General features: G+C 34.3%; 22 protein-coding genes. 18 read left to right on the top strand and 4 right to left on the bottom strand.

Annotated features, from left to right (window positions below; all coding sequences use genetic code 11):
* Window positions 1-83: 83 nt before the first annotated feature.
* The 4 genes from GB234_RS06410 (at window position 84) to GB234_RS06425 (ending at window position 5,804) form a co-directional block, all read left to right on the top strand.
* Window positions 84-2,573, top strand: coding sequence for a T9SS type A sorting domain-containing protein (locus tag GB234_RS06410; protein ID WP_151893675.1), 2,490 nt, complete (start codon window positions 84-86; stop codon window positions 2,571-2,573).
* 74 nt (window positions 2,574-2,647) lie between these two features.
* Entirely contained in the window at window positions 2,648-3,268 is a 621-nt protein-coding gene (gene recR, locus GB234_RS06415; RefSeq protein WP_151893676.1) for a recombination mediator RecR, read from the top strand.
* A 10-nt stretch (window positions 3,269-3,278) separates the two neighbouring features.
* Window positions 3,279-4,400 carry a glycosyltransferase family 2 protein gene (locus GB234_RS06420; protein ID WP_151893677.1) on the top strand — a complete coding sequence of 374 codons (1,122 nt, stop codon included), beginning with the start codon at window positions 3,279-3,281 and terminating at the stop codon, window positions 4,398-4,400.
* Window positions 4,401-4,478: 78 nt separating this feature from the next.
* On the top strand, window positions 4,479-5,804 hold the full coding sequence (locus tag GB234_RS06425; protein ID WP_151893678.1) for a dihydrolipoamide acetyltransferase family protein: 1,326 nt from the start codon (window positions 4,479-4,481) through the stop codon (window positions 5,802-5,804).
* 88 nt (window positions 5,805-5,892) lie between these two features.
* Here the strand turns inward: GB234_RS06425 and GB234_RS06430 are convergent, their stop codons facing one another.
* The gene (locus GB234_RS06430; RefSeq protein ID WP_151893679.1) at window positions 5,893-6,522 is read right to left on the bottom strand and encodes a glutaredoxin family protein; all 630 of its coding nucleotides are present in this window, start codon (window positions 6,520-6,522) and stop codon (window positions 5,893-5,895) included.
* Window positions 6,523-6,672: 150 nt separating this feature from the next.
* On the opposite strand from GB234_RS06430, the gene GB234_RS06435 reads away from it, so the two are divergent.
* The 12 genes from GB234_RS06435 to GB234_RS06490 all read left to right on the top strand — a co-directional run bounded on the left by GB234_RS06435 (window position 6,673) and on the right by GB234_RS06490 (window position 16,477).
* Entirely contained in the window at window positions 6,673-7,446 is a 774-nt protein-coding gene (locus GB234_RS06435; protein WP_151893680.1) for a 3'-5' exonuclease, read from the top strand.
* A 1-nt stretch (window position 7,447) separates the two neighbouring features.
* The gene (locus tag GB234_RS06440) at window positions 7,448-8,059 is read left to right on the top strand and encodes a fumarylacetoacetate hydrolase family protein (protein WP_151893681.1); all 612 of its coding nucleotides are present in this window, start codon (window positions 7,448-7,450) and stop codon (window positions 8,057-8,059) included.
* Window positions 8,060-8,063: 4 nt separating this feature from the next.
* A complete protein-coding gene (locus GB234_RS06445; RefSeq protein ID WP_151893682.1) occupies window positions 8,064-8,402 on the top strand; it encodes an Hpt domain-containing protein in 339 nt (112 codons plus the stop codon).
* A 4-nt stretch (window positions 8,403-8,406) separates the two neighbouring features.
* Window positions 8,407-9,654 (top strand): competence/damage-inducible protein A, encoded by a 1,248-nt coding sequence (locus GB234_RS06450; protein WP_151893683.1) that lies wholly within the window; start codon window positions 8,407-8,409, stop codon window positions 9,652-9,654.
* Between the two features lie 76 nt (window positions 9,655-9,730).
* Window positions 9,731-9,970: a 50S ribosomal protein L28 gene (gene rpmB / locus GB234_RS06455; RefSeq protein WP_151893684.1), complete on the top strand. Its 240-nt coding sequence runs from the start codon at window positions 9,731-9,733 to the stop codon at window positions 9,968-9,970.
* Window positions 9,971-9,995: 25 nt separating this feature from the next.
* Complete coding sequence (rpmG, locus tag GB234_RS06460; protein ID WP_151893685.1) at window positions 9,996-10,178, top strand: 50S ribosomal protein L33; 183 nt, start codon at window positions 9,996-9,998, stop codon at window positions 10,176-10,178.
* 43 nt (window positions 10,179-10,221) lie between these two features.
* A complete protein-coding gene (locus tag GB234_RS06465) occupies window positions 10,222-10,374 on the top strand; it encodes a DUF4295 domain-containing protein (protein ID WP_151893686.1) in 153 nt (50 codons plus the stop codon).
* Between the two features lie 186 nt (window positions 10,375-10,560).
* On the top strand, window positions 10,561-11,520 hold the full coding sequence (ftsY, locus tag GB234_RS06470) for a signal recognition particle-docking protein FtsY (protein ID WP_151893687.1): 960 nt from the start codon (window positions 10,561-10,563) through the stop codon (window positions 11,518-11,520).
* A gap of 151 nt (window positions 11,521-11,671) precedes the next feature.
* Complete coding sequence (locus GB234_RS06475) at window positions 11,672-12,262, top strand: SET domain-containing protein (protein ID WP_151893688.1); 591 nt, start codon at window positions 11,672-11,674, stop codon at window positions 12,260-12,262.
* 118 nt (window positions 12,263-12,380) lie between these two features.
* Complete coding sequence (gene rimO / locus GB234_RS06480; RefSeq protein WP_151893689.1) at window positions 12,381-13,685, top strand: 30S ribosomal protein S12 methylthiotransferase RimO; 1,305 nt, start codon at window positions 12,381-12,383, stop codon at window positions 13,683-13,685.
* Between the two features lie 185 nt (window positions 13,686-13,870).
* Window positions 13,871-15,133 carry a hypothetical protein gene (locus tag GB234_RS06485; protein WP_151893690.1) on the top strand — a complete coding sequence of 421 codons (1,263 nt, stop codon included), beginning with the start codon at window positions 13,871-13,873 and terminating at the stop codon, window positions 15,131-15,133.
* A 117-nt stretch (window positions 15,134-15,250) separates the two neighbouring features.
* On the top strand, window positions 15,251-16,477 hold the full coding sequence (locus GB234_RS06490; RefSeq protein ID WP_151893691.1) for a glycosyltransferase: 1,227 nt from the start codon (window positions 15,251-15,253) through the stop codon (window positions 16,475-16,477).
* Between the two features lie 84 nt (window positions 16,478-16,561).
* On the opposite strand, the gene GB234_RS06495 is transcribed toward GB234_RS06490, so the two are convergent.
* From GB234_RS06495 to GB234_RS06505, 3 genes are read right to left on the bottom strand one after another with little or no spacing between them, the layout of a single operon-like run.
* Window positions 16,562-17,515 carry a transketolase family protein gene (locus GB234_RS06495; protein WP_151893692.1) on the bottom strand — a complete coding sequence of 318 codons (954 nt, stop codon included), beginning with the start codon at window positions 17,513-17,515 and terminating at the stop codon, window positions 16,562-16,564.
* A 55-nt stretch (window positions 17,516-17,570) separates the two neighbouring features.
* A complete protein-coding gene (locus GB234_RS06500; RefSeq protein ID WP_151893693.1) occupies window positions 17,571-18,275 on the bottom strand; it encodes a hypothetical protein in 705 nt (234 codons plus the stop codon).
* Between the two features lies 1 nt (window position 18,276).
* Window positions 18,277-19,122 (bottom strand): transketolase, encoded by an 846-nt coding sequence (locus tag GB234_RS06505; RefSeq protein ID WP_151893694.1) that lies wholly within the window; start codon window positions 19,120-19,122, stop codon window positions 18,277-18,279.
* Between the two features lie 219 nt (window positions 19,123-19,341).
* Between GB234_RS06505 and GB234_RS06510 the strand changes: the two genes are divergently transcribed.
* Window positions 19,342-19,836 (top strand): hypothetical protein, encoded by a 495-nt coding sequence (locus GB234_RS06510; protein WP_235906069.1) that lies wholly within the window; start codon window positions 19,342-19,344, stop codon window positions 19,834-19,836.
* A 236-nt stretch (window positions 19,837-20,072) separates the two neighbouring features.
* Window positions 20,073-21,203, top strand: coding sequence for a tRNA guanosine(34) transglycosylase Tgt (gene tgt / locus GB234_RS06515; protein WP_151893695.1), 1,131 nt, complete (start codon window positions 20,073-20,075; stop codon window positions 21,201-21,203).
* Window positions 21,204-21,229 lie beyond the last annotated feature (26 nt).

The raw sequence follows: 21,229 nt of genomic DNA on the forward strand, positions 1-21,229 counted from the left end.
CAAAGTTTGTTTTGTGATGGGCAGTTTTTGGCTATTTTTGTTAGGCTATGTAAATCAGCTATTTTGGCTTTATTTTTTAATTTATGAGAAAAATTATTTATTCCCTATTCGTTCTTTTTATTTCTATTTCAACTGTTTCGGCACAAGAATATTTGCGTATGATTGATGCAGGAACTCATTCTGTGGAAGCAGTTGTTGCAAATGCCGAGGCATATTTTGCTAATAGAGACACTGGTAGAGGTTCTGGTTACAAACAGTTTAAACGCTGGGAGTACATGGCAAATAGAAGGATGAATGAAAATGGTTACATACCTACAGACGCTCAAAATATAGCAGAGCTTGAACGTTATAATGATTATCTAAATGAAACAGCAGCAAGCAGGGCGCAGCTTGTCGATAACTGGGAAGAACTCGGACCATTTAATTTTAATAACCTAAGTTCTTGGAGTCCTGGTCTAGGCAGAGTGACAGGATTCTCATTAGCTTCAAACAATGTAGATCATATTATTATAAGTTCAGAAGGTGGCGGTATATGGAAAACACTAGATGGAGGTCAATCATGGAATCCTTTGACAGATATGTTTTCAAACATTACATCATACTCAGTGACAATTGATCCGTTAGATAGTTCTGTATATTATTTTGGGTCTACAAACGGACAAATTTTTAAATCATTAGATGCGGGAGGAACTTGGAATGCAGTAGGTTCTATTGGTAATTCAGTTGTAAATAAAATTTTAATTCACCCTACAAATACAGATATTCTTTATGCAACAGCTGAGTACGCAGGAATATACCGTAGTGATGATAGCGGGAATTCATGGACACAAATAACAGGCGATAATCGAGGTTTTGATATTGAATTTAAACCTGGAAATCCAGATGTAGTATATGCTTCGGGAAATGAATTTCATAAATCTATTGATGGTGGACTCACCTTTACAACAACGCCTAATTTATCTAACGATGCCCAAATGATTGGAGTCTCTGAAGATAATCCAGACGTAGTTTATGTGATTCAGGCAAGTTCAGGAATCTTTGGAGGGATTTTTAAATCTACAAATAGTGGTGATTCTTTTACAGGATTAAATCAGGGTGGTCTTAACTATTTTGGGTACGATGTAAATGGACAAGATAATAGTGGACAAGCACCAAGAGATATGGATATTGCAGTAAATCCAAATAATGTTGATGAGGTTCATATTGCAGGTATTCAAACATGGCGCTCTTTAAATGGTGGAGTTTCTTTTGAGTGTACTTCAAATTGGTTAATAAATAGTGCTGCGAATCAAGGAATAGGGTATTGTCATGCAGATGTAGACATCATTGGATTTGTTGATAGTATATTATTTGTTGGAACAGATGGTGGTTTTTTCAAAGCCGAGGACACACAAAATTTAAATGCAGATTATTATGAAAATATTTCAGAAGGACTAGGAATTCGTCAATTTTATAAAATAGGGGTTTCCCAAGAAGCAGACGTAACTGTAGTAGGAGGTTCACAAGATAATGGAGGATCATTTTATACAGAAGGTACTGGGTGGAGAGAATGGTATGGAGCAGATGGTATGGAAGGATTTGTTTCAAATACAAATAGCGACTTGTTTTTTGGGATGATTCAAAATGGAGGTTTATACCGCTCAACAAATCAAGGAAACAGTAATCAAGGTGTTAATACTCCAGGTGGAGGTAGTGGAAATTGGGTAACTCCTCTAGAGCAAGATCCAATTGAACAAAACACACTATATGTAGCATATAAAAATGTTATAAAATCAACTAATAATGGTAATTCTTGGACAACAATTTCGCAAGAGCGCATAAGGAATATAGATAACTTAAAAATAGCCCCATCAAACAATCAAATAATGTATTTTACAGATAATACCCTTCTATTTAGAACACAAAATGGTGGCGCTACAGATTGGGAAGACATGGGTACCTATGGAGGTTCAGCGCGCTCATTGGCAGTTCATCCTACAAACCCTAATAAAATAGCCGTAGCAACAAATAATAATAATAAAGTATTTGTGTCAAATAACGGTGGCGAAACTTGGGAAAGTTATAAAAAGAACTTGCCTAATTTTAGTGCAACTGCACTTATCTGGGATGACAATGGGCAAGATGGATTGTATTTAGGGATGGATTATGGAATATATTATATTGATAATACACTTCAAGACTGGGAACCATATAATACAAATATGCCTAATGTAGTTATTAATGAATTTGATATTAATCACACCACAAATACACTTTACGCGGCAACTTACGGTCGTGGTCTTTGGGCATCTCCTTTAGTTGAGGACAACCTAGGAACAAGAGATTTTATTTCACAAAATCAAGTAGTATTATATCCCAATCCAGCGAGAGGTAGTGTGTTGCTAAAGCTTCCGTTTAATGCCGAGGCAGATGTTGAAATTTATGATGTAAATGGAAAATTAATGATAAATTTAAAAGATCTATTTATTTCTTCGGAAACCGAACTTAACATAAACAAATTAGTACAAGGTGTCTATTTTGTAAGAATCACAACTTCAAAAGGCACGGTAACTAAAAAGTTAATAAAGCAATAATTGTTATAATTAGTGTGATATGAGTGCTTCAGAAATGCAATTTTTCTGAAGCATTTTTTTTATCTTGCCACCCAATGGATTTCTCTTCAAAACTACTTGAAAATGCAGTGAACGAAATGTCACAATTACCAGGAATAGGTAAGCGTACAGCATTACGTCTAGTGCTCCATTTATTAAAGCAACCCACACCACAAACCGAAGCATTAGCCGAAAGCTTACAGCAAATGAGAGCTAAAGTAAACTTTTGTGATAACTGTCATAATATAAGTGATAATCCCCTGTGCGAAATTTGCGCTAGCCACAATCGTAACGAGCGTATTGTGTGTGTTGTGGAAGATATTAGAGATGTAATGGCAATCGAAGCAACAAGTCAATATAGAGGACATTATCATGTTTTAGGAGGTAAAATTTCTCCTATGGATGGAATAGGGCCAATGGACTTAAATATTAACTCGCTTGTTAATAAAGTTAAAGAAGGAAGAGTTGATGAAATTATTTTTGCGCTATCGTCAACAATGGAAGGTGATACCACAAATTTTTATGTCTTTAGACAAATTGAAGCGTATAAAGTTACAACCTCTACGATTGCCCGCGGAATTTCAGTAGGTGATGAATTAGAATATGCAGATGAGGTAACATTAGGGCGCAGCATAGTCAATCGTATTCCGTTTGAAAATTCATTGAAGAACTCTTAAACAAATTTATTTGAAACTTTCGGTCATAATCCTTAACTACAATGTGCGCTATTTTTTAGAGCAGTGTATTGAAAGTGTCATAAAAGCAACAAAAAATATTGATGCCGAAATTATAATCATTGACAACGCATCATCAGATGATAGTTGCGGTATGGTCAAACAAAAATTTCCGAAGTTAAAATTAATCGAGAATAAAGAAAATGTAGGTTTTAGTAAAGCAAATAATCAAGCAGTTGAACAGGCTGTAGGGGAGTATGTTTGTATTTTAAATCCAGACACAGCGGTTGCAGAAAATACATTTGTTGACTCTTTAAAATTTGCTGAATCCCAAAAAAATATTGGCGCCGTAGGTGTTTATTTAATGGATGGTACGGGTGGTTTCCTACCAGAAAGTAAGCGAAATATTCCTACGCCCTTTGTGTCATTTTTAAAAATGATTGGTTTTAATAAAAAGTATTACGCGTCAAAAATTGCAGCAGAAAAAGCGGGGCCAGTTTCAGTTTTAGTAGGTGCATATATGTTAATTAAGCGTGCAATTTATAATGAAGTAGGTGGATTTGATGAAGCTTATTTTATGTACGGTGAAGATATTGATTTATCGTATAAAATAGAGAAAGCAGGGTATCATAATCAGTACTTCGGAAATGTAAAAACATTACACTATAAAGGAGAAAGTACTACAAAAGATGCCATTTATTTAGAGCGGTTTTATGGAGCGATGAAAATTTTTTATGGTAAGCATTTCAGTTCTAATTTTCTATTTAATAACATCGTAAGTTTAGGTGTAAAGCTAGCCTCAAAATCAAATAAAACAACTAAAGCTGAAAATAATACCTCATTTCCGAAGCCAGAAAAAGCATATCTATTGACCGAAAATTTATCGTTGTATCGTGGAATTTCAAAAGTGATGGATTTGGATATTACCGCTTCTTCAAAAAACATTTTTCAAGACAGTTTGTTCTCAAATACTTTATTTGTTTTTGACGCAGATTATATGCCCTACAGTCAAATATTTAATGTAATGACACAATTGAGAGGGAGAAATAATGTTTTTAGAATTCGTCCCCCACATTGTAATTTTATTTTAGGCAGTGATCGTAGCGATGAAAAAGGAACAGTTCTCGTTTTTTAGGCATATTTAAAAGGTAGCTTACAAAATTTGACTAATTTTGCACCTGCAAACTTTAAAAGCTATTTACAGCAAAAAACTATGGCAAAATTTGAATTAAAACTTCCTAAAATGGGCGAGAGTGTTGCCGAAGCTACGGTAACCAACTGGTTAAAAAATGTAGGCGACACTATTGAAGCTGATGAGGCAGTGCTTGAAATTGCGACTGATAAAGTTGATAGTGAAGTACCAAGTGAAGTTGATGGTGTGCTTGTTGAAATTTTATTCAACACCGATGATGTGGTACAAGTTGGTCAAACACTAGCGATTATTGAGACTGAAGGTGAGGCAACTGCCACACAAACTACAGAGGCAAGTGATAATGAAATGACAGCGCCACCAGCAAAAACTGTTGAAGCGGTTGAGGCAACGGTAACAGCTGCAAAAGAAAGTACTGCAGCAGTAACAAGTAGTGAAGGTCGTTTTTATTCGCCACTAGTTAAAAATATGGCAAGCGAAGAAGGTATTGCTCAAGATGAGTTAGATGCAATTGCAGGGACAGGAAAAGATGGGCGTGTTACTAAAAATGACATGCTTGATTATATCTCAAATAGGGGAGCGGCTCCTGCGGACCAACCAAAAACAGTTATTGAAGCTAAAAATCCAGTAGCTGCAAAAGCGGCACCTGCAAAACCAAAAGCGCCAGTATCTGTAAACGGTGGTGATGAGATTATTGAGATGACAAGAATGGGGAAACTCATTGCGCATCATATGGTGGAAAGTGTTCAAACTAGTGCGCATGTTCAATCATTTATTGAAGCAGATGTTACAAATATTTGGAATTGGCGTAAAAAAGTGAAAGATGCATTCATGAAACGTGAAGGAGAGAATTTAACATTCACTCCTATATTTATGGAAGCGGTAGCTAAGGCATTAAAGGATTTCCCAATGATGAATATTGCGCTGGATGGTGATACTATTATTAAGCGTAAAAACATTAATCTAGGTATGGCAGCAGCATTGCCAGATGGTAATTTAATTGTACCAGTAATTAAAAATGCAGATCAGCTTAACCTAGTAGGAATGACAAAAGCTGTTAATGACCTAGCGGGAAGAGCGAGAGAAAATAAGTTGAAGCCAGATGATATTCAAGGCGGAACGTACACGGTAACAAATGTGGGAACCTTTGGTAGTATTATGGGGACTCCAATTATTAATCAACCGCAAGTGGGTATTCTTGCTTTAGGTGCTATTAGAAAAGTACCAGCGGTAATTGAAACTCCAGATGGAGATTTTATTGGTATTCGTTATAAAATGTTCTTGTCGCACAGTTATGACCACCGTGTTGTAAATGGTGCGCTTGGCGGACAGTTTGTTAAAGCAGTTGCAGACTATCTTGAAAACTGGGACTCAAAAAGAGATATTTAAAATTATTAGGCAGAGCCGAAATATTAAATAAAGAAAAGCTTCAAGTGTGATTAAAACTTGAAGCTTTTTATTTTTTTAGAGGATTTTGCTAATTGCTAATTTTCATCATAACCTCTTCTAGATTATCAAAACCAAAAATAGCCTTGGTTTTATTCCAGATAACGGGGAATCTTATTTTAGTTTTTTCAGTAAATGAAGATTCGATAAATGCCATGAACTGCTTGTAAAGAATAGGATCTTCATCAATATTGAAATTACGGTATTCAATCCCTTTGTCTAATAACGTTTCGTCTAAGAGTTGGCATCGGTCGCAATTTGTCATAGAGAACAACACTAATTTATCTTTGATAACCCTTGATATGTCAATTGCTCCTTTTTTATAAGATACATTTTTTGAAAGATCTTCAATTAAATCCTCATTGATAATCATATCATAGGTGTATGATGCGGTTGTTGTGTCAATAGCAATTAATGTAGTTAAAGGGATTTTTCTTTTAGCAGGGATGTCAATGAGTATAGGTTTGTCTGCACTACGGCGGTATCCTTCTGCGTGCACTAGAATAAAAATATTTATAGTTTCATCGGTCGTGTTTTCAGCTTTTAACACGGTGCGTTTTCCTTTTTTTTCTTCTGAAATTATAATCCTGTCTTGCTGAGCCCAAGTTATTGCAGTACAAAGAATGATTGAAAGAAATAATAGTTTCTGAAATATTTTCATAGTCACAAATATAGTAATTGGTTGTAATAAAATCTCTGAGAAATAATGCTTGATATATTTCCGAAGCAATCATAAACCTTTTATATCTTCTTTTTTATGATGAAGTTCAAAACTTATTTTCTCGGTATCTTTGTTGCATAAATCATACCAATGGAATTACAACTTACAAAACCTATTTGCTTTTTTGACCTTGAAACAACTGGAATCAATATTGCTGTTGACCGCATTGTTGAAATTTCGATTTTAAAAGTTTTTCCTAACGGAAATAAAGAAAGTCATACATGGCGCGTTAATCCTACAGTGCCCATTCCAGCTGCAACAACCGCCGTTCATGGGATTACTGATGAAATGGTTGCCAATGAACCTACCTTCAACGAGCTTGCAAAAAAAGTGTACGATTTGATTAAGGATAGTGACTTGGGAGGTTTTAATAGTAACCGTTTTGACATCCCATTATTGGCCGAAGAATTATTGAGGGCAGAGGTTGATTTTGATATGAAGAAGAACCTCGCAATTGATGTGCAGACAATTTTTCATAAAAAAGAAAAACGCACGTTAGAGGCTGCGTATAAATTTTACTGTGACAAAGATTTAGTTGATGCCCATAGTGCTGCAGCAGATACAAATGCTACGTATGAGGTGCTAAAGGCACAATTGGATAAATACAAAGATCTAGAAAATGATATGCCTATGCTTGCCGAATATAGTACTCATAAAAAATTTGCTGATTTTGCAGGATATATAGGGTACAATAAACAAGGAAAAGAAATGTTTGCCTTTGGAAAACATAAAGGAACTTTAGTTGAGGATGTATTAGAGAATGAGCCAGGATATTTTGGCTGGTTACTGAATGCAGATTTTCCGTTGTATACTAAGAAAGTACTTACGCGTATTAAATTAAGTAAATTGAATAATAAGTTTTAAGATGAAGATTATTTGCATAGGTCGTAATTATACAGATCATATTAATGAGTTAGAGAATGAGCGCCCTACAGATCCTGTAGTTTTTATGAAGCCTGATACTGCAATATTATTAAAGAAACAGCCGTTTTTTATACCAGAGTTTTCAAACGATGTACATCATGAGGTTGAAGTTTTAGTTAAAATCACTAAAATAGGAAAACATATTGATGCTAAATTTGCACATAAATATTACGATGAAATAGGATTAGGAATTGATTTTACTGCTAGAGATTTACAGTCAAAATTGAAAGAAAAAGGGCTGCCTTGGGAAAAAGCAAAGGGTTTTGATGGGTCTGCGGTAATTGGAAAATTTGTCAGTAAAACAGAATTTGCAGATATTGATAACATAAATTTTAGACTTGAGAACAATAAAAAAGTTGTTCAAAACGGAAATACATCATTAATGCTTTGGAAAATTGATGCGTTAATCGAATATATCTCAAAATATTTTACGTTAAAGATAGGAGATATTATATTTACTGGCACGCCAAGTGGTGTAGCTAAGGTCGCTACAAACGACAACCTAACTGGATATATTGAAGACAAAAAAGTTTTTGATATTAAAATAAAATAACATAATGAACAGAAGCTATTCAAAAGAAAGTCTTAGTGAGATTGCTGGTGGAGATGAAGACTTTATGGGAGTTGTAGCCCAAACGTTTCTAGAAGAGATTCCCCCTGATCTAGCAGCACTACAAGAAGCAATTGATAATGACAATAAAGAACTTGCTTATCAATTTGCCCACAAAATGAAACCAAATCTTGAAATGTTTGGGATTGATGTACAAAAAGATGTTGCCGCTATTGAGAATTGGACTAAAAGTTCAAAACCTAATAGTGCGATAGAAGAAAATATAACGCGTCTTGTAAGTGTACTTGAAGTTGTTTTTAAAGAATTAGAAGAAGATTTTAAATAAGCCCATGCGTGCCGAAATAATTACCATTGGTGATGAAATTCTAATAGGTCAAATAGTTGACACCAACTCTGTTTTTATTTCTAAGGAATTAAATAAAATAGGTGTTCAGGTATATCAAATTACATCTATTCAAGATGACCGTGTCCATATTCTTAATGCGTTAAAAGATGCAAATGAGCGAGTGGATATTGTTTTGGTTACAGGTGGTCTAGGCCCCACAAAAGATGACATTACAAAGAAAACTTTTCTAGAGTATTTTGAAGATAAACTTGTTGAAAACAAAGCGGTGCTTCAAAATATAAAAACGATTTTTGCAGATTATGTAGGCCGAAAACCCTTGCCTTCAAATCTTGAACAAGCCCAAGTACCTTCAAAAGCAAAAGTGTTGAACAATCTTTATGGCACAGCGCCAGGGATGTGGATGGAAAAAAACAAAACTGTATTTGTTTCCATGCCAGGAGTGCCTTTTGAAATGAAAGGTTTGATGGAAAATGAGGTAATTCCTAGAATAGTTGAAAAGTTTAATCGTCCATTTATTTACCATAAAACACTTTTAACTTACGGAAAAGGGGAAAGCCAGATTGAAGATCTTATCAAAGAATGGGAAACAGCTTTACCTTCCGAAATTAAACTAGCATATTTACCTTCTTTAGGACGTGTAAGGCTTAGGTTGTCATCTTCAAATACAGATGAGCTATTGCTTAAGCAAGCTGTAGATTCACAAATGGATGTACTACATACTATGTTGAAGGACATTGCAATAGGTTATGAAGATGAAAGCACTATTCAAAGTAGAATTTCCGAAGCCCTTCTAAAAAAAAATAGTACATTAAGTGTAGTGGAAAGTTGTACTGGAGGTAGAATCGCTTCTGAAATTACTGAAATTGCAGGCGCGTCTTCTTATTTTAAGGGTGGGCTAATACCATATGCAACACAGCTTAAGTGTGATATTTTAGGAGTAGATAAAGCTATAATTGATGCTTACAGTGTTGTAAGTGTAGAAGTTGCTGAAGACATGGCAATGAAATCAAATAAATTATTTAATACAGAATTTTCGGTTTCCACAACAGGGATTGCTGGCCCAACTAAAGGTGATGCTCATGATGAAGTAGGCACAGTATGTATTGCAGTTGCAGGCCCAGAAAGAGTTGTAAGCGAAAAGTTTAATTTTGGAAATACTCGCGAAAGAGTTATTGGGAAAGCAGTTAATAAGGCGTTTGAAATGCTGCTAAAAGAAATTTCAAAAAACTAAATTTCTTTTGTTGTGTGAACCAATAAATATACTTAAATTTGCAGCCTGTTTGAAAAATAATTAAAATTATTACGCAATGTCTAGAGTTTGTGAGCTTACCGGAAAAAGAGCAATGGTTGGAAACAACGTATCTCACGCCATGAATAAAACTAAACGCAAGTTTAATGTAAACTTATTTAAAAAGCGTTTTTACCTTCCTGAAGAAGATAAGTGGGTTACACTTAAAGTTTCGGCTTCAGCAATTAAAAATATCAACAAAAGAGGGATCTCTGCCGTAGTGAAAGAAGCACGTGCAAAAGGTTTTTTAAATCAATAATCGATAACGATTAAAGTCTACTATAATGGCTAGAAAAGGAAATAGAGTACAAGTAATATTAGAATGTACAGAGCATAAAGAATCTGGTAAGCCAGGAACATCTCGTTACATTACTACTAAGAACAAAAAGAACACACCAGATAGAATGGAGTTGAAAAAATTCAATCCAATCTTGAAGAAAATGACTGTTCATAAAGAAATTAAGTAAGAATTAGATTTCCACTTTTGTGGAAATTATAAATAAGTTTATAATGGCAAAGAAATCAGTAGCATCGTTACAGACAGGATCAAAGCGTTTAACTAAAGCAATTAAAATGGTTAAGTCGCCTAAAACAGGAGCATACATGTTTACAGAGGCAATTATGTCGCCTGATGATGTAAATGACTGGATGAGCAAACAATAATTGTTCGTTTTAATATAACATATAAGCCACTTTTTAGCGAAAGTGGCTTTTTCTGTTCGCTATAGTGTTATGTTTCTGAGACTGACAATGTTGCATAAGAGTAACATAGGTCTTATTTTTGATATGTATTTCTGAAATCAATAACACTGAAAACCTTTTCAGTTCAACTAACACTGTATATAACCAATGAGTTTTTTCAACAAAATATTTAATAAAGAAAAAAAAGAGACATTAGATAAAGGATTAGAAAAGTCTAAAACTAGTTTCTTCGATAAGCTCAATAAAGCCGTTGCTGGAAAAAGTAAAGTAGATGATGATGTTCTAGATAATCTTGAAGAAGTTCTTGTTTCAAGTGATGTAGGGGTCACAACCACTTTGAAAATCATTAAACGTATTGAAGCACGTGTTGCAAAAGACAAGTATGTAGGGACTGATGAGTTAAATAAAATTTTAAGAGAAGAAATCGCTGGACTTTTAAGCGAAATAGATTCTGGTAATGAAACCGAATTTAAACTTCCAAAGCATGAAAACGGACCTCACGTTATTATGGTAGTTGGCGTAAACGGAGTAGGTAAAACAACCACAATTGGTAAACTTGCTAAACAATGTAAAAATGCAGGTTTAAAAGTGGTGCTAGGTGCGGCAGATACTTTTAGAGCAGCTGCAATTGATCAACTACAAATATGGGCAGATCGTACAGATGTTCCTATCGTTAAACAAGAAATGGGAAGTGATCCAGCCAGTGTAGCTTTTGATACCCTTCAAAGTGCAGTACAACAAAATGCAGATGTTGTTATCATAGATACTGCGGGTCGTTTGCATAATAAAGTAAATTTAATGAACGAGCTGACAAAAGTAAAGCGTGTCATGCAAAAAGTAATACCTAATGCGCCGCATGACGTTATGTTAGTATTAGACGGTTCAACGGGACAAAATGCTTTTGAGCAAGCAAAGCAGTTCACAGCAGCAACAGAGGTAACCTCTTTGGCAGTAACTAAACTTGATGGTACTGCAAAAGGCGGTGTTGTAATTGGTATTAGTGACCAGTTTCAAATACCCGTAAAATATATAGGAGTGGGTGAAGGAATTAATGACCTTCAAATTTTTAATAAGTTTGAATTTGTAGATTCTTTCTTTAAAAGATAAGTTTTCTTCGGAAATTTAATGCATAAGGCTGTTTCAATACATATTGAAGCAGCTTTTGTTTGGACTTATTTCAAAAAATAATTTAAGAAAATATTGACATACTAATAGTGGCGTTTCTTTTAATTTGGTTCTATTAACCAATACCTCACAAATGATACATCCACATACGGAAATCCAATTTATTAACGACGAAATAGGTCACGGTGTAGTAGCAACAGAGTTTATTCCTGCAGGAACAATAACTTGGGTTTTAGATAAGTTAGATAGAGAATTTACAATCGATCAATTTAAGCAGTTTGATGACCTATATAAAGACGTACTCAACACCTATTCATACAGAAACAGTAAGGGAAACTATATCCTGTGTTGGGATCACGGTAGATTTGTAAATCACAGCTTTAAAAGTAACTGTCTTTCTACAGCATATGATTTTGAAATAGCAATAAGAGATATTCGTCGTGGTGAGCAATTGACAGATGATTATGGATATTTAAATGTTGATACACCTTTTAGGGCTTCAGAAGAAGGAACTAAACGTAAAACTGTTTTTCCAGATGATTTAAAAACATTTCATAAAAAATGGGATAAAAGTATCGCTGCCGTCTTTCCTCAAATTTCTAAAGTAGAACAGCCATTGTTTGCTGTAATTCCTCAGGAAATGAAAAATAAAATTCAAGCTGTTCATCAAGGCGATGAACCACTATCGTCTATTTTAGAGATCTATTTTAATAGAAACTTATAAAACATTTTTTAGTGTGAGATCATTAAAAGCAATTCTCTTTTAGACTATAAAATAGTGTAATCCAGTATTAAAAAGTATCTTTGCACCCCTTTAAAAGTTACAATTTTACTTCAATATTATGCGCACTAAAACCCTAAAAAAGAACAAAATAAACGTAGTAACTCTTGGTTGCTCTAAGAATGTTTACGATAGTGAGGTACTGATGGGCCAGCTTAAAGCCAATAATAAAGAAGTTGTGCACGAAGAAGAAGGTAATATTGTGGTTATCAATACATGTGGGTTTATTGCAAATGCTAAGGAAGAGAGTATAAATACAATTCTTGAATTTGTAGAAAAAAAGAATGATGGTATTGTAGACAAAGTATTTGTTACTGGATGTTTGTCTGAACGTTATAAACCAGACCTTCAAAAAGAAATTCCAGATGTTGATCAATATTTTGGAACAACAGAATTGCCAGGACTTCTTAAGGCATTGGGTGCTGACTATAAACATGAGTTAGTTGGAGAACGTCTAACAACTACGCCTAAAAACTACGCTTACTTAAAAATTGCCGAAGGTTGTGATCGCCCGTGTTCATTTTGCGCAATTCCTATCATGCGAGGAAAGCATAGGTCAACACCTATGGAAGACCTTGTAATCGAAGCAGAAAAATTGGCAGCTAACGGAGTAAAAGAATTAATTTTAATTGCGCAAGATTTAACCTATTACGGATTAGATTTATACAAAAAAAGGAACCTTGCCGAACTTTTAGAAAAACTAGCAAAAGTTGAAGGCATAGAGTGGATTAGATTACATTATGCGTTCCCTACTGGTTTCCCAATGGACGTATTAGATTTAATGAACAAAGAACCTAAAATTTGTAATTATATAGATATCCCTTTACAGCATATAGCAGATCCTATTTTAAAGTCAATGCGAAGAGGTACTACTAAAGCCAAGACAACAAAACTGTTACAAGATTTTAGAGCAGCAGTACCTAATATGGCTATACGAACTACTCTTATCGTAGGTTATCCAGGTGAAACACAAGAAGATTTTGAAACTTTGAGAGATTGGGTAAAAGAAATGCGTTTCGAACGTCTAGGCTGTTTTACTTATTCTCATGAAGAGAATACACATGCTTATAACTTAGAAGATGATGTTCCCGAAGATGTAAAAATGGAACGTGCCAATAAAATTATGGAAATCCAATCTCAAATTTCTTGGGAGTTAAATCAACAAAAAATTGGTCAAGAATTCAGAGTTTTAATTGATAGGAAAGAAGGCGGTTATTACGTAGGTAGAACAGAATTTGATAGCCCAGATGTTGATAATGAGGTGTTAATTAATGCAGAAGAAGATTATTTAAGAACAGGTGATTTCTTTAACGTTAAAATCACAGCCGCAGAAGATTTTGATCTATATGCAGAAGTGGTGAAGTAATTAAAATTAGACATTTTGTTATTTTAAGATGTCTGATTGAGCATTATTTAAGAATTACGACTAGTAATTTGACATGTTTATATGCATAAAACTCCATTAAATTTAATGTAATTAATAAGTAGTGGTTATTTATTATCAGACTCAAAACATTGTTTTCATAATTACATTTTAAGTATTTTAGTACTATGAAACCAACTTCACTTTTAGCGATTTTAATATTCTCATTTTTTTTTTCAAGCTGCGGAAATAATAGAAAACCTAAAAATAATAGCGAGGATATACAATCGCAAATTATCAAAATAGAAAATCCTTCAACTCCTAACAGTCAAACTCCTAGATTGTTTTCTAACGGAAATGAATTATATTTTTCATGGGTTACTACTGAAAATGAAACAGATTTTCTCAACTTCTCTATATTGAAAGATACTACTTGGTCAAATGCCGAAACTATAATTGAAGGCAAAGATTGGTTTACAAATTGGGCAGATTTTCCTGCAATAGCAGAGAGTAATGGCAATATTCTCACAAGCTTTCTACAAAAATCGACAAATGGAAAATATACGTATGATGTTAAATTAAACCTTTATAATGCCACAACAAAAGAGTGGAAAAAAAATATACTTTTGAATACAGACGGGACTCAAAGTGAACATGGATTTGTATCTATAGTTCCCAACTATGGAGGTCAATTTTTTATTTCTTGGCTCGATGGAAGAAACACCGTAGTTAAAGAAGAAATGAATCATGAAAACGGTCATCACGGAGGGAAAGGAGCAATGACACTACGAGGTGCATATATTGCTGAGAATGGCGAAATTATAAACGAAAAAGAACTTGATAATCGTGTATGCGATTGCTGTCAAACAAGTGCCACAATGACAAACCAAGGTCCTGTAGTTGTTTATAGAGATAGAAGTGATAAAGAAGTTAGAGACATTTCAATAGTCAACAAAGAAAATACTCAAGAATGGTCGAAACCTAAAACTGTATTTGATGACAACTGGGAGATAGAAGGGTGTCCTGTTAATGGACCTAGTATTGCATCTTTTGAAAACTCTACTGCAGTAGCTTGGTTTACAGGAGCAAATCAAAAACAAAAAGTACAAATTGCATTCAAGAAAAATGATAAAATAGATTTTGGAATTCCTATTCGTTTAAATGTAAAAGAAACATTAGGAAGAGTAGAAGTTCTCATGTTAAATGAAAACGAAGCAATAGTAACATGGATGGAATTTGACGAGGAAGATGCACTCGTACAAGTAATGAAAGTAAATGAAAATGGTGCAAAAGGAGAGCCACTTACTATTTCTAGAACGAGCAGTCAGCGCTCTAGTGGATTTCCGCAAATTGAATTGCTAGATGATACTATTTACGCTGCAATTACAATTGTTAGTGATAAAAAAGGTTCGTCAATCGAGCTATATAAAATTCCAATAGAAAAGCTTTAAAAAAAATGCTTTCACCTTGAGTTTATTATACAAATAATATTGAGCTAATATATTTCTATCACACTCATAGTTCTATAAACTTAAATTGACAATAATATTCATTAAACTTATCCCAACTTGAGAACGCTTTTAATAATTGGTTACACCTTTCCCGAGCCAACCACAACGGCAGCTGGAGGAAGAATGATGCAGTTGATTCAATTATTTCAAGAAGCATCCTTTAACATCAAGTTTGCAAGTACGGCAAGCGTTTCAGAAAAAAGTGCACCATTAAAACGGTTAGGAATTTCTTCGGAAATTTTAAAGCTGAATGATTCGTCATTTGATGAATTTATCATAACGATCAATCCCGAAATTGTAATATTTGATAGATATATTACCGAAGAACAATTTGGTTGGAGAGTTTCTGACAACTGTCCTAATGCGGTTAAAATTTTAGACACTGAGGATTTACATTTCCTTCGTAAAGCAAGGCAAGAAGCTTTCAAAAAAACAGGCGATATTACAAAAGCAAATCTATATTCTGAAACTGCTAAACGAGAATTGGCAAGTATATTAAGATGTGATTGTTCGTTGATAATTTCGCAATTTGAAATTAAATTACTTACCGAAACTTTTAAAATTCCTAAATCCTTTTTTTGGTATTTACCATTGTTGATTGATGAAATTTCAGAAGAAAATATTGATAGGTTTACTCCTTTTGAGGATCGTTTGGGTTTTATGACTATAGGTAATTTATTACATGCTCCTAATGTGGATGCTGTTTTATATTTGAAAAAATCAATTTGGCCTCTTATTAAAGCAAAATTACCTAACGCAACTATTTCTATCTTCGGAAATTACGCTCCGCAACAAATTAAAGAGTTGCATAATGTAAAAGATGGTTTTTTAATTAAAGGGTGGGCAGAAAGTGTGATAGAAGTTATGTCTCAAGCTAGGGTTTGTCTTGCCCCTTTGCGTTATGGGGCTGGTATTAAAGGAAAAATTATAGATGCCGTGAAAAACGGTACTCCTGTAGTGACTACTCCAATTGGTGCCGAAGGAATTTTTGATATTAATACCTACCCAGCTGTTGAAGATGATGCTCTTAGTTTTGCTAGTGCTGCTATTGACTTACATGAACAGAAAAAAAATTGGCTGTTAGCGCAACAGGCAGGTGTTAAAATTTGTAATACCAAGTTTAAAAAAAGTTGCTTTTCCGAAGCATTTATAGCGCATATTAAAGAGCTTCATGTAAATTTAAGTAAACATCGCAATGAACATTTTATAAGTCAAATCTTACAACATCAGCAATTGAATACGACAAAATATATGAGTAAATGGATTGAAGAAAAGAATAAATAGAGCCCCTACTTAAAATTTTAAACATTAAAAAAGGTTGAATTTCTATGAAGAAGTTCAACCTTAGTTATTAAATATTTTAAAATTTTATTTTCTAGCCACTACTTTTTTAGCAGCTTTTACAATAGCTGCAGCATTTAAACCATACTTGTCCATTAGTTGCTCTGGAGTTCCAGATTCGCCAAAGGTGTCTTTAGTCGCTACAAACTCTTGTGGTGCTGGGTGATTTTCAGCAAGAATTCTTGAAACACTTTCACCAAGTCCGCCAAGATAATTATGCTCTTCTGCAGTAACAACACAACCAGTGTTTTTTACGCTTTTAATGATTGCATTTGCGTCAAGAGGTTTAATAGTGTGTATATTTATAACAGCAGCGCTAATGCCAGCATCGTTTAAAGTTTTTGCAGCTTCAAGTGCTTCCCAAACTAAGTGTCCTGTTGCAATAATTGTTACATCACTACCATCTTGAAGATTTACAGCTTTCCCTATTTCAAAAGTTCCGTTTTCTGGAGTAAAATTAGCTACTTTAGGGCGTCCAAATCTTAAATACACAGGTCCCTCATGTTTTGCAATTGCAATTGTCGCGGCCTTTGTTTGATTATAATCACAGGTGTTGATTACGGTCATTCCAGGTAACATTTTCATAAGCCCAATGTCTTCAAGAATTTGGTGTGTTGCTCCATCTTCTCCAAGAGTGATTCCTGCGTGTGAAGCACAAATTTTCACATTTTTATCACTATAAGCTACACTCTGTCTAATCTGGTCATAAACGCGACCTGTTGAAAAATTAGCAAAAGTCCCTGTAAAAGGTATTTTGCCGCCTATAGTCATTCCAGCAGCCATACCTATCATATTTGCTTCAGCAATACCTACTTGGAAAAAACGCTCTGGGTGATTAGCCTTAAACTCATCCATTTTAAGAGAACCTGTTAAATCTGCGCATAAAGCAACCACATTTTCATTGCTTTTTCCAAGCTCAGTAAGTCCTGCTCCAAAACCTGAACGTGTATCTTTTTTACCTGTGTCGATGTATGTTTTCATGATATTTGGTATGTTTTGACTTCTTAATTCTGAAATTTTAAAGCCATTTTAATTTTTAATTTGTTTTGAAAGTGTGGTTAATTGTAAGTTTTGTATCCACTTCATTAATGTCAATAGCTTCGATAATATTTACGCCTTTATCATCTAGTATAGATAAAATTAATCCATTGGGTAAATTAAGGTTAGTTTGAACATTTTCACCGTTCATTTTTAATAATCCTGTAAGCAAGTTTGTTAATAATAGATTATTATTAACAGGTTTTGACTCATCAAAAAGGATGGTGATAATTTGTTCTGGTTTGTTGCTAGGAAAAACAACATAGGCTTTTCTTGGTGCTCCCATAAAATTAACATCATCAGTTTGCTCAGATTGTAGCGAGAGTTGTTCTCCATTTATTTCTTCAATTCCACGCGATGCTGCTAAAGTTTTAATGTCCATTTTCATAAACATGAGATTATCTCCCATCTCATAATTTAATTGCAACAGTGATTTACTAGATGTGTATAATAAACCTATGTTGCTATTGGTTTTATTCGCACCATTTCCGAAGACATTAAGACCAAAACCCTGAGCTAAAAAACGTGAATCTGTAAATATGTGACTTCCGTCTTTAGCAAAGGAAATCGAAATGGTATCAAGGGTGTTGTTTTTTTTACTAGGCATTAAATATTTAGCCTCGTAATCAAAACTAATATATTGGTTTTGAGCTATAGTATTAATCCCAAAAAAGCATATTAATAAAAATAGAAATTGTTTCATATTAATAATCCCCAAGTGTTTCTGCATTTTGCGCAAGTCCTTGTGCTAGTTGGTCATCATTAGGAGCTTTACCGTGCCATGCGTGCGTGTGCATCATAAAATCAACACCATTGCCCATGATCGTATGTAATAAAACACAAACAGGTTTTCCATTACCAGATTTTGATTTGGCTGTAGCCATTCCATCAAGGATTGACTGCATGTCATTTCCTTTTGCAATAGATACAACGTCCCAGCCAAAGGCTTCAAATTTAGCTTTAATGTTTCCCATTGGGAGTACATTTTCAGTCGAGCCGTCAATTTGTTGACCGTTTAAATCAATAGAAACAATTAAGTTGTCTACTTTGTTTCCAGCAGCATACATAATTGCTTCCCAGTTTTGACCTTCCTGCAATTCGCCATCACCACACAAAGCATAGACGGTATGGTTGTCTTTATTTAATTTTTTAGCTTCGGCAGCTCCTATTGCTACAGAAATTCCTTGACCCAAAGACCCAGAAGCCATTCGTATTCCTGGCAATCCTTCGTGTGTTGTAGGGTGTCCTTGTAATCTTGAATTAAGTAACCTAAAAGTACTTAGCTCTTCAACAGGAAAGTAACCAGAACGTGCTAATACACTGTAAAAGACAGGCGAGATGTGACCATTTGAAAGAAAGAATAAGTCTTCTCCTTTACCATTCATATCAAATCCATCCTTACGCTCCATAATTTCTTGATAGAGTGCTACAAAAAATTCGGCACAACCTAAAGAGCCACCTGGGTGACCAGAATTTACTTTATGTACTTGTCTTAAAATATCTCTACGCACCTGTGTAACAAGTGCTTCCAGTTTTTGAATATTGGCCATAATACGTTTTAAATTTCATTCAAAAATACTTTTTTACAACACCGAGGCAAAATATAGTTTAAGTATGTTATTAACGATTTGGACGTGTTGTTAACAGAAGTCTTAACTTATTTCAATTCATGAAAAACTTAATTAGGCAAATTATATTATAAATGTTTAAAATACTAAATAAGGTATTTTAAACGTTATCATCAACACTAAACATTAAAATTAAAAATCATGAAAAACCTCATTCTAAAATCCAGTTTAATTTTATTCGTTTTTGCCGGGACTTTAATCTCATGCGGTAATGATGATGAAGATAATAATAATAGTACTAATCAGACGAGCGCTGACCAAACAACTGCAATAGCGCAAAATGGTACATGGCGCATTACCTATTTTTTCGATACTGATACTGACGAAACATCTGACTTTGCAGGTATTAATTTTACATTTAATAGTGATGGTTCTGTAAATGCTTCAGGTAATGGTATGTTACAGGATGGCACGTGGTCAGTATCAGACAACAGTGGTAATAGCTCTAACGATGATGACGGCAATAGCACCAGTGATGACGACTTTAATCTATTTTTCCCAGTTCCAGAATCAAGTATCTTCGAGGATTTAAATGATGATTGGGATTTTGTCTCTGTCTCAGAAACTAAAATAGCACTTACAGATGTAAGTGGTGGCAATGGAGGAACAGATTTTTTGACTTTTGAAAAGAATTAAAGCTTCGGAAATTTTAAGTAATTCAAAAAAATGCCTTTGTTTTAAACTAAGGCATTTTTTTATGAAGCATAACAAATATTTTAATCGACCATTACAATTTACATTGCTTGATTCTATTGTTAATTGTTGTCTAATTTCCGAAGAAACAAACCTTAATAATAGACTGCCAAATTTTCTATTTAAGCTATCTTTGCCGTTCTAAAAATGAAGGCAAAATACCTTTATAAATAAAGCAAATGGATTTTAAACTCGAAGCTACAGACGTACAAGGACAAGCGCGTGCAGGAACAATAACCTTAGATCATGGAACCGTGGAAACTCCCATTTTTATGCCTGTTGGCACCGTGGGAACTGTAAAAGGAGTACATCAAAAAGAGCTTAAAGATGAAATCAATCCAGATATCATTTTAGGAAATACCTATCATCTATACTTGCGCCCGGGAACTAACATACTTGAGAAAGCTGGCGGAATACACAAGTTTATGAATTGGGACCGAAACATATTAACAGATAGTGGAGGGTATCAAGTATATTCACTTTCTGGAAATAATAAAATTAAAGAAGAAGGTGTAAAGTTTAAATCACACATTGACGGAAGTTACCACATGTTCACACCCGAAAATGTAATGGAAATTCAGCGTACCATTGGGGCAGATATTATTATGGCATTTGATGAATGTACACCATATCCATGTGACTATAATTATGCAAAACGCTCCATGCACATGACGCATCGTTGGCTAGAGCGTTGTTTAACTCACTTAGATAAAACACCTTTAAAATATGATTATAATCAAACGTTTTTTCCTATTGTTCAAGGTAGCACCTATAAAGATTTAAGAAAACAATCTGCCGAATATATTGCAGGAGTAGGGGCAGCAGGAAACGCCATTGGTGGATTAAGTGTAGGAGAGCCAGCTGAGGAAATGTATGAAATGACTGAGGTAGTAACTGCGATCCTTCCTAAAGACAAACCACGTTATTTAATGGGAGTTGGAACACCTATTAATTTGTTAGAAAATATTGCACTTGGGATTGATATGTTTGACTGCGTAATGCCTACCAGAAATGGAAGAAATGGAATGCTCTTTACAGCACATGGTACTATCAATATTAAAAATAAAAAGTGGGAGGCAGATTTTTCAGCCCTTGATGACATGGCTATCACCTGGGTAGATACTGAATACAGCAAAGCATACGTGCGCCATTTATTTACAGTAAACGAAATGCTAGGAAGACAAATAGCAACAATCCATAATTTAGGATTTTACTTATGGTTGGTGCGAGAAGCTAGAAAGCATATCTTAGCGGGAGATTTTACAACATGGAAGAATATGATGGTGAAACAAATGGATAAGCGCTTGTAATTTTTAGTAGACAATAGTAGTTATTA

The organism is Patiriisocius marinistellae, from assembly GCF_009014635.1.
Taxonomy (GTDB): Bacteria; Bacteroidota; Bacteroidia; order Flavobacteriales; family Flavobacteriaceae; genus Patiriisocius; species Patiriisocius marinistellae.

Coding starts and splice junctions, on each gene's coding strand:
- GB234_RS06425 (WP_151893678.1), top strand. CDS start 4,479: ATGGCAAAATTTGAATTAAAACTTCCTAAAATGGGCGAGAGTGTTGCC.
- rpmG (WP_151893685.1), top strand. CDS start 9,996: ATGGCTAGAAAAGGAAATAGAGTACAAGTAATATTAGAATGTACAGAG.
- GB234_RS06505 (WP_151893694.1), bottom strand. CDS start 19,122: ATGGCCAATATTCAAAAACTGGAAGCACTTGTTACACAGGTGCGTAGA.
- GB234_RS06465 (WP_151893686.1), top strand. CDS start 10,222: ATGGCAAAGAAATCAGTAGCATCGTTACAGACAGGATCAAAGCGTTTA.
- GB234_RS06445 (WP_151893682.1), top strand. CDS start 8,064: ATGAACAGAAGCTATTCAAAAGAAAGTCTTAGTGAGATTGCTGGTGGA.
- GB234_RS06500 (WP_151893693.1), bottom strand. CDS start 18,275: ATGAAACAATTTCTATTTTTATTAATATGCTTTTTTGGGATTAATACT.
- recR (WP_151893676.1), top strand. CDS start 2,648: ATGGATTTCTCTTCAAAACTACTTGAAAATGCAGTGAACGAAATGTCA.
- GB234_RS06450 (WP_151893683.1), top strand. CDS start 8,407: ATGCGTGCCGAAATAATTACCATTGGTGATGAAATTCTAATAGGTCAA.
- GB234_RS06430 (WP_151893679.1), bottom strand. CDS start 6,522: ATGAAAATATTTCAGAAACTATTATTTCTTTCAATCATTCTTTGTACT.
- ftsY (WP_151893687.1), top strand. CDS start 10,561: ATGAGTTTTTTCAACAAAATATTTAATAAAGAAAAAAAAGAGACATTA.
- GB234_RS06475 (WP_151893688.1), top strand. CDS start 11,672: ATGATACATCCACATACGGAAATCCAATTTATTAACGACGAAATAGGT.
- GB234_RS06435 (WP_151893680.1), top strand. CDS start 6,673: ATGGAATTACAACTTACAAAACCTATTTGCTTTTTTGACCTTGAAACA.
- GB234_RS06510 (WP_235906069.1), top strand. CDS start 19,342: ATGAAAAACCTCATTCTAAAATCCAGTTTAATTTTATTCGTTTTTGCC.
- rimO (WP_151893689.1), top strand. CDS start 12,381: ATGCGCACTAAAACCCTAAAAAAGAACAAAATAAACGTAGTAACTCTT.
- tgt (WP_151893695.1), top strand. CDS start 20,073: ATGGATTTTAAACTCGAAGCTACAGACGTACAAGGACAAGCGCGTGCA.
- GB234_RS06495 (WP_151893692.1), bottom strand. CDS start 17,515: ATGAAAACATACATCGACACAGGTAAAAAAGATACACGTTCAGGTTTT.
- GB234_RS06440 (WP_151893681.1), top strand. CDS start 7,448: ATGAAGATTATTTGCATAGGTCGTAATTATACAGATCATATTAATGAG.
- GB234_RS06485 (WP_151893690.1), top strand. CDS start 13,871: ATGAAACCAACTTCACTTTTAGCGATTTTAATATTCTCATTTTTTTTT.
- rpmB (WP_151893684.1), top strand. CDS start 9,731: ATGTCTAGAGTTTGTGAGCTTACCGGAAAAAGAGCAATGGTTGGAAAC.
- GB234_RS06410 (WP_151893675.1), top strand. CDS start 84: ATGAGAAAAATTATTTATTCCCTATTCGTTCTTTTTATTTCTATTTCA.